General features: G+C 36.3%; 10 protein-coding genes and 1 rRNA gene. 6 read left to right on the forward strand and 5 right to left on the reverse strand.

Going from position 1 to position 13667, the window contains the following annotated elements:
• Window positions 1–73: 73 nt before the first annotated feature.
• Window positions 74–1604: ribosomal RNA gene (locus tag AXG55_RS13495) — 16S ribosomal RNA — on the reverse strand.
• 639 nt (window positions 1605–2243) lie between these two features.
• Between AXG55_RS13495 and guaB the strand changes: the two genes are divergently transcribed.
• The 5 genes from guaB to ahcY all read left to right on the forward strand — a co-directional run bounded on the left by guaB (window position 2244) and on the right by ahcY (window position 8818).
• The gene (guaB, locus tag AXG55_RS13500) at window positions 2244–3779 is read left to right on the forward strand and encodes an IMP dehydrogenase (RefSeq protein ID WP_148698623.1); all 1536 of its coding nucleotides are present in this window, start codon (window positions 2244–2246) and stop codon (window positions 3777–3779) included.
• A gap of 64 nt (window positions 3780–3843) precedes the next feature.
• The gene (guaA, locus tag AXG55_RS13505) at window positions 3844–5409 is read left to right on the forward strand and encodes a glutamine-hydrolyzing GMP synthase (protein ID WP_148698624.1); all 1566 of its coding nucleotides are present in this window, start codon (window positions 3844–3846) and stop codon (window positions 5407–5409) included.
• The gene (locus AXG55_RS13510; RefSeq protein ID WP_148698625.1) at window positions 5400–6269 is read left to right on the forward strand and encodes a glycosyltransferase family 2 protein; all 870 of its coding nucleotides are present in this window, start codon (window positions 5400–5402) and stop codon (window positions 6267–6269) included. Before guaA ends, AXG55_RS13510 begins: the two co-directional genes overlap by 10 nt.
• A 20-nt stretch (window positions 6270–6289) precedes the next feature.
• Window positions 6290–7333, forward strand: a complete 1044-nt coding sequence (locus AXG55_RS13515) for a glycosyltransferase family 9 protein (protein ID WP_148698626.1) — start codon at window positions 6290–6292, stop codon at window positions 7331–7333.
• A gap of 192 nt (window positions 7334–7525) precedes the next feature.
• Complete coding sequence (gene ahcY / locus AXG55_RS13520) at window positions 7526–8818, forward strand: adenosylhomocysteinase (protein ID WP_148698627.1); 1293 nt, start codon at window positions 7526–7528, stop codon at window positions 8816–8818.
• Window positions 8819–8857: 39 nt separating this feature from the next.
• Here the strand turns inward: ahcY and AXG55_RS13525 are convergent, their stop codons facing one another.
• From AXG55_RS13525 to AXG55_RS13540, 4 genes are all read right to left on the reverse strand, one after another.
• Window positions 8858–9736: a hypothetical protein gene (locus tag AXG55_RS13525; RefSeq protein ID WP_148698628.1), complete on the reverse strand. Its 879-nt coding sequence runs from the start codon at window positions 9734–9736 to the stop codon at window positions 8858–8860.
• 94 nt (window positions 9737–9830) lie between these two features.
• Window positions 9831–10733 carry a DMT family transporter gene (locus AXG55_RS13530; RefSeq protein WP_148698629.1) on the reverse strand — a complete coding sequence of 301 codons (903 nt, stop codon included), beginning with the start codon at window positions 10731–10733 and terminating at the stop codon, window positions 9831–9833.
• A 9-nt stretch (window positions 10734–10742) separates the two neighbouring features.
• Window positions 10743–11516, reverse strand: a complete 774-nt coding sequence (gene sfsA, locus AXG55_RS13535; protein WP_148698630.1) for a DNA/RNA nuclease SfsA — start codon at window positions 11514–11516, stop codon at window positions 10743–10745.
• 1 nt (window position 11517) lies between these two features.
• Complete coding sequence (locus tag AXG55_RS13540; protein ID WP_148698631.1) at window positions 11518–12417, reverse strand: Hsp33 family molecular chaperone HslO; 900 nt, start codon at window positions 12415–12417, stop codon at window positions 11518–11520.
• A 182-nt stretch (window positions 12418–12599) separates the two neighbouring features.
• On the opposite strand from AXG55_RS13540, the gene galE reads away from it, so the two are divergent.
• Window positions 12600–13601, forward strand: a complete 1002-nt coding sequence (galE, locus tag AXG55_RS13545; protein WP_148698632.1) for a UDP-glucose 4-epimerase GalE — start codon at window positions 12600–12602, stop codon at window positions 13599–13601.
• Window positions 13602–13667 lie beyond the last annotated feature (66 nt).

Below are 13667 nucleotides of genomic sequence, written 5' to 3' on the forward strand. Positions count from 1 at the left end.
AAGATTACAAAAACAGAGTGCGGTTCCCTTGACCTAGAATAGAGTCTCTTTACAGAGAACTCGAAATTCCTAGAAAGGAGGTGATCCAGCCGCAGGTTCCCCTACGGCTACCTTGTTACGACTTAACCCCAATCATCGCACAAGCCTTGGCAGGCTGCCCCCTTACGGTTAGCCCACCTGCTTCTGGCTTATGCAACTTTCGTGGTTTGACGGGCGGTGTGTACAAGGCCCGGGAACGTATTCACCGCAGCCTGATGATCTGCGATTACTAGAGATTCCAACTTCATGTGGTCGAGTTGCAGACCACAATCCGAACTGAGACCATGTTTTTGCGTTTGGCTCCACCTCTCGGCTTTGCTTCGCTTTGTCTTGGCCATTGTAGTACGTGTGTAGCCCTGGATGTAAGGGCCATGAGGACTTGACGTCATCCCCACCTTCCTCCGGTTTATCACCGGCAGTACCCCTATAGTTGCCAACTTAATGATGCCAAATAAGGGAAAGGGTTGCGCTCGTTGCGGGACTTAACCCAACATCTCACGACACGAGCTGACGACAGCCATGCAGCACCTGTATCCGTGTGTATTGCTACTATTACGCATCTCTGCGCTTTTCACGGTATGTCAAACCCAGGTAAGGTTCTTCGCGTTGCTTCGAATTAAACCACATACTCCACCTCTTGTGCGGGCCCCCGTCAATTCCTTTGAGTTTTAGTCTTGCGACCGTACTCCCCAGGCGGATAACTTAGCGCGTGGGCTACGGTACTGGAGGGGTCAACTCCCCCAACACCTAGTTATCATCGTTTACGGCGTGGACTACCAGGGTATCTAATCCTGTTTGCTCCCCACGCTTTCGTTCCTCAGCGTCAGTATTCGGCCAGGTGGTCGCCTTCGCCTCCGGTGTTCCTGCTGATCTCTACGGATGTCACTCCTACACCAGCAATTCCACCACCCTCTCCGAAACTCAAGAAACACAGTCTCAAATGCACGTCCCAGGTTAAGCCTGGGGATTTCACACTTGACTTGCATTCCCGCCTACGAACCCTTTACGCCCAGTAATTCCGAACAACGCTCGCACCCTTCGTATTACCGCGGCTGCTGGCACGAAGTTTGCCGGTGCTTCTTCTTTTGGTACCATCAAAGAACTGCTTTATTAAAACAACTCCCCTTCTTCCCAACCGAAAGAGCTTTACAACCCGAAGGCCTTCATCACTCACGCGGCGTTGCTGCGTCAGGGTTTCCCCCATTGCGCAATATTCCCCACTGCTGCCTCCCGTAGGAGTCTGGGCCGTGTCTCAGTCCCAGTGTGGCTGATCGTCCTCTCAGACCAGCTATCCATCTTCGCCTTGGTGGGCTGTTACCCCGCCAACTAGCTAATGGAACATGGGCTCATCTTTCGGCTGCCGGCCCGAAGGTCCCGGCATTTCCAGCATCGCTGCTGCTTACGCGGTCTTAGCTACAGTTTCCCGTAGTTATCCCCCTCCAAAAGGCAGATTCCCATGCATTACTCACCCGTGCGCCACTAAGGTATTGCTACCTCCGTTCGACTTGCATGTGTTAGGCACGCCGCCAGCGTTCGTTCTGAGCCAGGATCAAACTCTTAGCTCTAATTTACTTACGTTGAACTATTTCTAGTCCCACGATTTTTTTACTATCTTGACGGTTCTTTTACGGAACCTTAACAACCTCTTCTTAAAAACTTTTACATTCCTAATCCAACGTTGCTCGGGAACCGCACTCTGTTTTTGCTTTCTTCTCTTGTCAAATTACTTCTCTTTGCTGGGCTCTTCACTCACTCTTTCGAGTGGGAGTTTGCTAGCAGCGAGAACATCTAGCTACACAACGCCGTTTGACTTGTCAAATCTTTCTTAGAAAAAATTTTCAAAACTTCTTTTATTTCTGTAAATATTTGTTTTTATTGAACTTAAATTTGAGCTATTCCCTTGGAACTTCATTTCCCTCTCTCATTTCTCTTTTTCACTTGAGACGATCATTTTTTTCTGTATTTTTAAATCTTTGCCAACATCACTTATCTGAACCTCAAAATAAGATATTGATAATATAAAGTAAAATTCTTATTTGAAAACTTCACCAGATCAGCATCCCAAAATTTTTCCAACTTCTGACCAGGAAAACAATTTTTTTGAACAGCATTTTATTTACTAGATTCACATAATTTTATTTGATAAAGCATCGGCACTAGTTTTGATACCCGTTTGAACTATCAAAAAAATAATGGAGTACAAGATGGCCAATGAAATCAACAAGAGAAACTCTCTATTTTCTCGAAAGGTCGTCTCTGACGCCTTAACCTTTGATGACGTACTATTACTGCCGAGCTATTCTGAAACTTTGCCACACGAAGTTAATGTAAGCTCATATCTCTCAAAGAATTTAAAACTCAACAGTCCTATTATATCTGCCGCGATGGATACTGTAACGGAACACGAGCTTGCCGCTTGCATGGCAAGACTGGGTGGCTTGGGAATTATTCACAAGAATCTTGTTCCTGAGGCTCAAGCTGAAGAAGTGAAATTGGTAAAACGCTCCGAAAGTGGTGTTGTTGCAAATCCTATTACAATTTCTCCCGCAGACACCATTAAGCACGCAAAAATGGTCATGGAAAAACACAAAATATCAGGATTGCCTGTTGTCTCTAACGAAAAACTCGTGGGACTTGTAACAGGGCGCGACATTCGCTTTGAATCTATTGATTCAAAACAAATTAAAGAAATCATGACAGAAAGAAGCAAGCTTATTGTCATGACCAAAAAGAGCAAAGATACCCCTTTTGACACAGAACTCTTTGAAAATGTTAAAGGTTTATTACAAAAGCACCGCATAAAAAAACTACCCGTGGTTGATACTCATGATCACCTCGTTGGCTTAATTACAAGAAGAGACATTGAGAATGCAATTAAACACCCTTTTGCAAGCAAAGACGCTTCGGGAAGACTTCTTGTAGGAGCTGCTGTAGGAGTTACACCATTTGATATAGAACATCGTATCCCTACATTAGTGGAAGCAGGCATTGACGTATTGGTAATCGATACAGCTCACGGCCACAGCAAGGGTGTTATCTCAACTGTAGCTGCCGTAAAAAAACAATACGGTAATAAAGTTACAATTGTAGCAGGGAATATTGCTACAGGAGCGGCCGCAAAAGCTCTTGCCAATGCGGGCGCTGATTGCGTTAAAGTTGGAATTGGTCCCGGTTCCATATGCACAACACGTATTGTAGCTGGTATAGGGGTTCCACAAATAAGCGCAATTATGAGCGTGGCCGAAGCACTTGCAGGAACAAATGTAAAAATCATTGCTGATGGCGGAATTAAATACAGTGGCGACATTGTTAAAGCGCTCGCCGCAGGCGCTCATACCGTAATGCTCGGTGGACTTTTTGCAGGGACAGAAGAATCTCCAGGAGAAAGAATCAGTTTCCAAGGAAAAGTTTATAAACGCTACAGAGGAATGGGTTCCCTAGGAGCAATGAAGCAGGGTTCAAAAGATCGTTATTTCCAAGGCACGCAAAGCGACAACAATAAGTTGGTACCCGAAGGAATTGAGGGGCAAGTTCCCTACAGAGGTCCTTTAAGCGAAGTTGTGCACCAACTCGTAGGAGGTATTCGAGCAGGAATGGGATACACAGGTGCAAAGGATGTTCAGGAGCTGCACGAAAATGCAGAGTTTGTAAAAATTACTTCTGCAGGCTTAAGAGAAAGCCACGTTCATGATGTGAATATTACGGAAGAAGCGCCTAACTACAGTTTAAATCGAGGATAAATCCTACAAAATAGCTTGTTATAAAAAACAAGCTATTTTTAAATCCAAAATTCAAGGAAACACCATGATACTTGTCATAGATTTCGGATCACAATTTACGCAACTGGTTGCAAGAAGAGTTAGAGAGTTATCCATTTATTCAGAAATTGTTCCTTTTAAAAATGCAACAGAAAGAATAGAAGAGCTTAAAAGACAAAATATTTTATCTGGAATTGTTTTTTCTGGTGGCCCCCATAGTGTTTATGAAAATAATTCACCTAAAATCGATCTTGACTTGGAAAAAATTGGAGTTCCTGTTTTAGGCGTATGTTATGGTTTACAGTTAATAAATTATATGCTTGGTGGAAAAGTAGCACCATCAAAAAATAGAGAATATGGATTTGAAAAAATAATTGTAGAAAAAAATATATCCTCTTTAAATCCATTATTTAAAATAAAAGACATTGAAGAAAATATAGTTTGGATGAGTCATGGTGATGAAATTCAAGAATTATCATCTAAGTTAACAGTTGATTCTGTAACTAGAAATAATGTGATTTCTTCATTTCATCATAAAGAACTTCCTATTTTTGGCGTGCAATTTCATCCCGAAGTAGAGCACTCAAAATATGGAAGAGAAATCATAAAACAATTTGTTGAAGAGATTTGCCAAGACAAAAAAGAATGGGATAGCTCTCTTCAAATAGAAAGAGCAGTTGAATTAATTAAAAATCAAGTAGAAAAAGAAGGCAAAGACACGCAGGTGATTTGTGCTTTGAGCGGTGGTGTTGATTCCTGCGTGGCCGCCGTGCTCACTCAAAAAGCAGTTGGCGATAAATTACTCTGTTTATTTATTAATAACGGATTGCTTCGTAAAAATGAATATGAAGATGTTCTTGCTAGATTTAAGAAAGATTTGAATTTAAATGTCAAAGGCGTAGACGCATCTGAGTTATTTTTATCTCGATTAAAAGGCGTTAGCGATCCTGAAACAAAAAGAAAAATTATCGGAAATACATTTATTGACGTGTTTGAGTCAGAAACAAAAGATTTACCAAATGCTAAATTTTTGGTTCAAGGAACTCTTTATCCTGACGTCATAGAATCTATTTCTATTCACGGAACCAGCGTTACCATTAAGACACACCACAATGTAGGTGGCTTGCCTGAAAAAATGAAATTCAAATTAATAGAGCCTCTAAGAGAGCTCTTTAAAGATGAAGTCAGAAGACTGGGAGCTGAAATGGGCATACCTCAAGACATGCTTGCCAGACATCCTTTTCCAGGACCAGGTCTTGGTATTCGCGTTTTAGGTGAAGTTACGAAAGAACGTTTACAAATTGCCCGTGAAGCAGATGCTATCTTCATCGAAGAATTAAAAAAACAAAATCTCTACAATACGACTTGGCAAGCTTTCGTGGTACTCTTACCCGTAAGTTCTGTGGGTGTTATGGGAGACGGGCGCACATATGAAAGCGTGGCTGCCATTCGCTGCGTCAGCGCAACAGACGGCATGACGGCAGACTGGAGTAAACTTCCTTACGAATTTTTGGCACATGTTTCTTCAAGAATTATTAACGAAGTTAAAGGTATTAACAGAGTTGTTTATGATATAAGCACAAAACCACCAGCGACTATCGAATGGGAATAACAGAAATATACAACGAATATCAAAAAATGAGAAGTTATCACATTTCAAATTTTGTTCCAGATATTGAACAACTTACTGCTGTCATATTAACAAAAAATGAAGAGAAAAACATAGCAAATTGCCTCTCTTCATTATCTTTTGTTGAAGAAATTATTATTGTAGATTCGGGAAGTACCGATAAAACTCTCGAAATCGCACGCAAATTTAAAAACGTAGAAATCATTGAGACAGAATGGTATGGCTTTGTAGAAAATAAAAAAATCGGAATCAATCGAGCGGCGCACGATTGGATTTTATGGATTGATGCCGATGAAGTTGTGCCTGAAGGACTCGCTAATGAATGGAAAACACGCATTCATCAGGGTACTTTTCATGAAACAGGAGCCATCGATTTTCCCAGAAAAACATTTTTTTTGGGACATTGGGTAAAGCACTCAGGTTGGTATCCAGGAAGAATAATAAGATTTTTCCATAAAAAAAGAGCCGATCTCAATAATAATATTTTGCATGAAGGTGTGGTTCCTAGAAGAGGTTATGTTGTAGAGCATTTTCATACCGATTTATTACACTACTCTTATACATCTTTATATCAATATTTTGATAAAATGAATAAATACGGCCTTGCTGGCGCAAAAGAAATTGAGAGAAAAAGAAAATTTGCCTTCTTTCCTCAAATTATTTTCCAACCCATTTGGACTTTTTTTAAATTCTATATTTTAAAAAAGGGCTTTCTAGACGGACGTATTGGCCTCATCGTTTGCATGGGTGCTGCCTTTTCTAATTTCATCAAATATGCAAACTATTTTTTCTTAAAAAAATATGGTTATACCGATTTAAATGAAAAAAATAAAATCTCCTGATCCTTTAGGAAATTCATTTCATGGAAGAATTAACATTCAAAAAAATTCTAATTAGTAGAACAGACAATATTGGAGATGTTATTTTAACATTGCCAATGGCGGGAGTTCTAAAAAACAAATATCCAAATTCAAAAATATTTTTTTTGGGTAAAAAATATACTAAATCTGTTATTGAAGCATGCTCTCATATTGATAAGTTTTATGATTGGGATGAAATAAAAAATTCTGAAAATAAAACACAAATTTTCACAGATATGGGTTGCGATGTTATAATACATGTCTTTCCAAATAAAGAAATTGCTACAGCAGCAAAACGAGCTAAAATAAAAATTAGAATTGGAACAAACCGCAGATTATTTCATTGGATTTATTGTAACAACAATGTAAATTTAACTCGAAAAAATTCTTCCTTACATGAATCTCAACTTAATTTAAAGCTTTTAAACCGTTTAAATATTCGCGATGATTTTAAATTATCAGAAATTTATCAATTCTATGGATTTCATAATCTTCCTAAATTACCAGAAAAATTTATTAGCTTAATTGACCCCGATAAATTTAATATTATTTTACATCCTAAATCTAAAGGCAGTGCGCGCGAATGGGGAATTGAAAATTTTGTTACATTAGCAAATTCACTGCCAAAAGAAAAATTCAAAGTGTTTTTTTCTGGTGGACAAGAAGAGTCTCAATATATTAAAGAAAAAATTATTCCAAAATGCCCTGACTGCCATGACATTTCAGGATTATTTTCATTAAATGAATTTATATTGTTTATAAACTCTTGTGATGGATTTATCGCAAACAGCACAGGCCCCTTGCATATTGCTTCCGCATTAGGCAAGCATACCATTGGACTCTATCCTCCTCTCCCTTCCATGTCACCACATCGCTGGGCACCTATAGGAAAAAATGTCCAATTTTTCCTTGGTAAAAACACAAATTCAAATAAATACTGCAGCTCCCCATGTAATATAAATGAAAGATGTTCTTGTATGGAAAATATAAATCCAAATACACTCTTGGAATGTATTGAAAAATGGAATAAAAATTCAGACGGTTGAAAATCTCATTTTAATTTCGTATTCTTTGAATGTAAAAATCTTTGGCATAAAAACCAAAGCTGTGGTTAATAATTTAATTTATTAAAAAATAAATCCGAGTAAATATTATAGTTAATATTCACTCAATTCATTTTAAATGTAGATTAGTATTTGTTTTAAATTCATTTCTATTATAAATAACGGAGACTTTTTATGGATTACAAAATAAAAGACATATCACTTGCAGATTTAGGCAGAAAGCAAATTGAACTTGCAGAAAAAGAAATGCCCGGCCTAATGACCCTACGCGCAAGATATGGAAACACAAAACCATTGAAAGGATCCCGTATTGCCGGCAGTTTGCATATGACAGTAGAAACAGCTGTGCTTATTGAAACATTAATTGAACTCGGCGCCGATGTACGTTGGTCAAGTTGCAATATATTTTCAACTGTAGATGCTGCAGCCGCTGCTATGGCTACAAAAGGCATTCCTGTATTTGCATGGAAAGGCGAAACAGAAGAGGAATATATTTGGTGCATTGAGCAAACGCTTAAATTCCCAAATGGACAAGGTCCAAATATGCTTCTCGATGATGGTGGTGATTTAACTTCATTAGTGCATAAAAAATTCTCACATTTATTAAAAGATATTAAAGGTGTTTCAGAAGAAACAACAACAGGCGTTCACCATTTACATCAAATGCTTAAAAAAGGTGAATTAAAAATGCCTGCTATAAATGTAAACGACAGCGTCACAAAAAGTAAATTTGATAATTTATATGGCTGCCGTGAATCCCTTCCTGATGGAATCAAAAGAGCGACAGACATTATGATTGCCGGCAAAACAGTTGTCGTTGCAGGATATGGCGATGTTGGAAAAGGCTGTGCACACTCAATGAAATTCCACGGAGCGCGTGTCCTTATTACAGAAATAGATCCCATTAATGCACTCCAAGCAGCAATGGAAGGTTATCAAGTTGTTTCCATGGATGATGCTGTTAAAACAGGTCATATATTTGTTACAACAACGGGCTGCTGCGATATCATAACGGCAGACCATATGTCTCAAATGAGAGATCAAGCTATTGTTTGCAACATTGGACATTTTGATGTTGAAATTGATGTTGCAGGATTAAAATCCATTAAAGGAATGAAACATATTAATATCAAACCTCAGGTTGATAAATACCGTTTTCCAGATGGTCATGAAATTATTTTATTAGCAGAAGGTCGGCTTGTAAATTTAGGTTGTGCTACAGGGCATCCCGCATTTGTTATGAGCACAAGTTTTACAAATCAAGTTTTAGCCCAAATTGAACTCTGGCAAAATAACAGTCAATATAAAATCGGCGTCTATACATTACCTAAAAAACTTGATGAAGAAGTTGCTCGTTTGCACTTAGAAAAACTTGGTGTAAAATTAACTAAGTTAACAAATAAACAAGCTGAATATTTAAATATTAATGTTGATGGTCCTTATAAACCAGAAAACTACAGGTACTAATTCCTGTAGTTTTTAAATAATTCAATTCATTACCTTAAATTAATCTTTACTCAATGAATCAAAAGTATAACCTAAACTTAAAATCAATTCAGTCATCCATAGAGTTTGCTGCGCCGTTCCCATATAAACTGGGACATTATATAAACGAGCATAAGCTTCTTTTACAGCAAATTCTAAATAAATAGGATTCCAAACAATATAGCGCAATCCCCCTTCAACACCAACAGTCCATCCATTTAACTGCCACCAGCCACTCTTTGTACCAATATAGTTTCCAAGTTTTTTAGTTCCTACATTATTATCATTCCCCATAATTCTATTTTCGGCATGAGGTAACATGATACCTGCGCCCACTTTAATCAATCCAGCCATACTAAAAGTTTGGTTTAATTCTCCAAATAGAGGCAATCTTTTTACAATATTTATCATAATATGATTGGCGCCATTATGTAAATTATAATGAAAATAATCATTGCTTAAAGTTTGATAAGAGTCGACATAGCTCCCATTTATGATTCCTGTAACTCTGGCACTTTGATCCAAATTGGATGAATATTTTGTATGATCATAATTCAATTCTAAGGCAATCGATCTCTCTTTATCAATAAAATGACCTAGACGAATGCTATACTCAGGATCGGTAAGATCTTTATTGAAAAGCCCCGTATTCCACATAGGAAAATCTTCTGCTACAACATTATGAATCGTAAAATCGTTACCTAAAGCGGGTTGCGAAACGTGAATATCGCTAGGTTTCCAATAATCTTTATTATATCCCCATGAAATATACCATTCACCCTCCCAAAATCCGTGTTCTTGTTTTGAATTCAGAAGAGTATTATTTTTGCTACTTTCATTATTTTCAGCATAAAGTAACAGAGGATTTAGTAAAATGATTAGGAATATCCAAATTTTCATAATAAAATATCCACAAAAAATGTTTAATAACTTTTTTTCATTATTTTAATTATAAAGGGAATTACATTTTTTTGAAATAAGTGAGTTCTATTTTTTAAGGATCGCTAGATTTCTTAGCTGAAACGAGAAAAATAGCAATTAATATAAAAATAATGGAAATACACTCCGTGAGCTTAATATGTTCACCAAATATGACATAGCCCCAAAACAATCCTGCCAAGGCAACAATACATCCTACTAGGCTATAAAATACGGGGCCTGCCACTCTAAGAAGCTCAAAGAACAGAATATATCCCATACTGGATAAAATTATTTCGATTATAATAAAAAGATCAGGAGTGCTCAAAGGGAAGGTAATGGGATGAAAATTATTTGTTAAAAATATAAAAGGAGCTGTTATAATTGAAGCGGCAATAAGCATGCCACTCGACAATGCAATAGAGGATGTTCCTTGGGGTCTCAATTTTACCATAAAAACAGTACATGAAGCTAATAATATAGGAGTTAACAAAGCAAATAACATCCACTGATATTCACTAAATTGAGAAAGCTTTGGTAAAAACAAAATAAATAATCCCAAAAAACCTAAAATAATTCCTGCGCACCTTGTCCAAGCAAATTTTTCAATTAGAAAAATAATAGTTAAAGCATATGTAATAATAGGAGATGTATTGACTATTAATCCTAGTATTCCTGATGGAATATGAGTTGCCGAAAAATACATAGTTAAATTTGGAAGGGCAATTCCTAATAATCCACAGATAAAATAAAAAAAGAGATGCTTTTTATTAAAAGGGGGAATTGATTTCGTCTGAATGTAAGTTAACAGAAATACCAAAACAGCAGGGCCAAAACTTTGCCAAAATGAATAACCCAAAGGAGTTATTCCACTTTCCATAGCAAACTTTGCAATTGAAAAACTCGTGCCCCATGTAAAACCTAAAGACAATAATAAAATAACAGGATAAAATGCTTTTTTTTGAAATAAAGAAATCATTTTGAGTCCTTAATTTAATATATAAAATTTCCTCAAAGAAAATCCTTGCAATGTTATACTCGGAATGATCAGAGCTATCCGAACACCTTCCTTTTTAGCTCTTTCAAAAAGAGCATGGTATTCCGCATCAATTTCGTTTGCAATACGAAAACTATCTTTTAATAGTTTTTCAGAAACTTCACTTCCACGCATTAAAACAAAAAAGAGCCAAGCATCATCACCCTTATTTTTTGCATTTATAAGCTCAATTAAATGCTTTTGACCTCTTTCTGTTACGGCGTCTGGAAAAGCCCAAGTATTATGATTTATTTTCATGCTGACACTTTTAACTTCAACCCAACATTTTTTATTATTATCAATGGCGCTTAAGCAAAAATCAAAACGAGTTTCTTTTGTAAAAACAGCTTCTCTCTTAATAAAATTCCAAGGAGAAAATTGTTGATAAGGAAATTCAGCATTTATAAAAAATTCACTCTCTTTTTTACCAATAGTTTGTAAAAAAAGTTGTTCAATAAATTGGTTTGCTCTAGAAGTATTTAAACAGGCTAAGCCATCTTCAAGCTCAAGAAGCTCAAGTGAAAATCTGAGTTTTCTTTCTGGATTTTGAGAATCTAAAATATACGCGGGCGCATCAGGTAAAATACAGCTTTTCATACTACCACTATTTGCACAGTGTACAGTTAATATATTTTCACTTTGAATTTTAACATCAACAAAGAAACGCTTATATCTTTTTATAAAATAAGATTTCAACAATTCAATATTATATTTTAATAAAAGCATACTAATTCATTTCAGAAGAATTGGCATTGGTATGATTTCGACTTGCATAAATTTGAGTTATTTTATTCATAGGAATAATATAACTGGTATTGCAATAATGGCACTTCATTTCTAAATCTTCTGATTTATTAATAATATCTGTTAATTCATCAATAGGTAAAGAAACCAAAACACTTTCGACTCGCTCTTGTGAACAAGTACAAACAAATTTTGGATTGATACTTTTTACTCCTTTTGTTTCATCAGGAATAAGTTTTTTTGCCAAAATATCAGCATCATTATTTTGTAAATAAAGATCTTTCATAGAAGGTAAAGCAGCAATGTGATCTTTTAATCTTTCAGAAATCTCCTCAGGAATTTCAGGTAATTCTTGATAAATAACTCCAAATGCATTTAATTTGCCATCACTTTCATTAACCCAACTGCTTAACTTTAAAAAAGTATTCATTTGATAACTTGATAACAAATGTTCATTTAAAGCTTCTTCAATAGACCCGGTTTTTGCAACTGAATGCCCTTCAAAGAGTGAGCTTTTATTTCTTTGTGAACGCATTGAACGGATATGAAGCTCTGGAATTAAAATTTTCCCAGAATCAATATCTTTCACAAGAGTCGAACTTTCATTACACTCAATATATCCTCGCGTTTCTGCCTGAAAGGAAGTTTCGGTTCCAATAGTAAAATCGCTGCCACAGTGAATGCGCAAATTGATTCTTTCTTCATAGTCTAGAATGGAAGATAACAAGACACTGCCTAGGAGGGCATCAGAAAGAAGCAAGGCTCTATTTGTATTTAACTTATGAAGATTTTTAGCTTCTTCAACAAGATTGCTCAAATGTAACATACGGTAACAATAGTATACTTTTGTATCTACCCCAAAAAATAAATAGTCCTGAAACATTCAAATATCCCTCCATAAATCCAATAAAAGCGCTACAATACTCTTTTATTATGAACTTCCTTATAACACTTTATAGAAGATTTCGAGAAAATATTGAAAAACGAGGCATTTTCACTAAAATCTGTTTTAGCGACTTCCCTCAATCAGGGAATTACTAAATTAATATAAATATTGGGGAAAATATGAAAGTTCTGGTAACGGGCGGCGCAGGTTATATTGGAAGCACAGTCTGCTCTGCTCTAGAAGATGTGGGGTATACCCCTATCATTTTAGATTCTTTAGTTACAGGAAAAAAAGAATTTGTACAGGGAAAAAGATTTTATCAGGCTGATATTGCAGATAAAGTCGTATTAAAAGAAATATTTAAAGAGCATCCCGAAATTCAACATGCAATCCATTGTGCCGCACTTATTATAGTTCCAGAAAGTGTTGAAAAACCTTATGAGTATTACAAAGAAAATGTAGCTAAATCGAATGAACTCTTTAAAAATCTATTGGAATTAGGCTGTAAAAATATTGTGTTTAGCAGCTCTGCTGCTATTTACGATAAAACAGATGACTTTATTGTAACAGAAAAATCCTCTCTAAAACCAAATAGTCCCTATTCTAAAACAAAACTCATGATGGAAATGATACTTGAGGATTATTGCCATGCTTATTCAGGAATGAAAGCGATATCTTTAAGATATTTTAATCCCATTGGAGCCGACCCCAAAATGCGCTCAGGAAGTCATGCTCAAAATGCAACACATGTGGTAGCTAAACTTGTTGAGACGGCTCTGGGAAAAAATTCCGAATTTTGTATTACAGGAGTGAATTGGCCAACGCGGGATGGCAGTGGCATTCGTGACTACATTCACGTCTGGGATTTAGCCCAAGCTCACGTCAAAGCAATTGAAAATTTTAATCATGTTTTTGAGCAACAAAGTAGCTCTTATAGCGTTTTAAACATTGGGACAGGAACGGGAGTCACAGTAAAAGAACTGCTAGCTGCGTTCGAATCCGTTTATGGTAAAATATTACCCAAAAAAGAATCAGATCCAAGACCTGGCGATGTGGCAGGAGCTTATGCCAACGCAGATTCCGCTTTAAAATTAATAAATTGGAAAGCAAATCTCACAATTGAAAATGCCATTTATGATGCTTTAAAGTGGGCAGAAATTCAAAAAAATCTTTTTAAATAATTTTTCATTTTATTTATTTTAACTATTTTTAAAAACAAAATAATTTGATATTTAATGAAAGCTAAG

The sequence above is a fragment of the Silvanigrella aquatica genome (assembly GCF_001907975.1).
GTDB lineage: Bacteria > Bdellovibrionota_B > Oligoflexia > Silvanigrellales > Silvanigrellaceae > Silvanigrella > Silvanigrella aquatica.

What these genes read in the sequence shown, in the direction of transcription:
- guaB (WP_148698623.1), top strand. Translation starts at nt 2,244, where the DNA reads ATGGCCAATGAAATCAACAAGAGAAACTCTCTATTTTCTCGAAAGGTC.
- guaA (WP_148698624.1), top strand. Translation starts at nt 3,844, where the DNA reads ATGATACTTGTCATAGATTTCGGATCACAATTTACGCAACTGGTTGCA.
- AXG55_RS13510 (WP_148698625.1), top strand. Translation starts at nt 5,400, where the DNA reads ATGGGAATAACAGAAATATACAACGAATATCAAAAAATGAGAAGTTAT.
- AXG55_RS13515 (WP_148698626.1), top strand. Translation starts at nt 6,290, where the DNA reads ATGGAAGAATTAACATTCAAAAAAATTCTAATTAGTAGAACAGACAAT.
- ahcY (WP_148698627.1), top strand. Translation starts at nt 7,526, where the DNA reads ATGGATTACAAAATAAAAGACATATCACTTGCAGATTTAGGCAGAAAG.
- AXG55_RS13525 (WP_148698628.1), bottom strand. Translation starts at nt 9,736, where the DNA reads ATGAAAATTTGGATATTCCTAATCATTTTACTAAATCCTCTGTTACTT.
- AXG55_RS13530 (WP_148698629.1), bottom strand. Translation starts at nt 10,733, where the DNA reads ATGATTTCTTTATTTCAAAAAAAAGCATTTTATCCTGTTATTTTATTA.
- sfsA (WP_148698630.1), bottom strand. Translation starts at nt 11,516, where the DNA reads ATGCTTTTATTAAAATATAATATTGAATTGTTGAAATCTTATTTTATA.
- AXG55_RS13540 (WP_148698631.1), bottom strand. Translation starts at nt 12,417, where the DNA reads ATGTTTCAGGACTATTTATTTTTTGGGGTAGATACAAAAGTATACTAT.
- galE (WP_148698632.1), top strand. Translation starts at nt 12,600, where the DNA reads ATGAAAGTTCTGGTAACGGGCGGCGCAGGTTATATTGGAAGCACAGTC.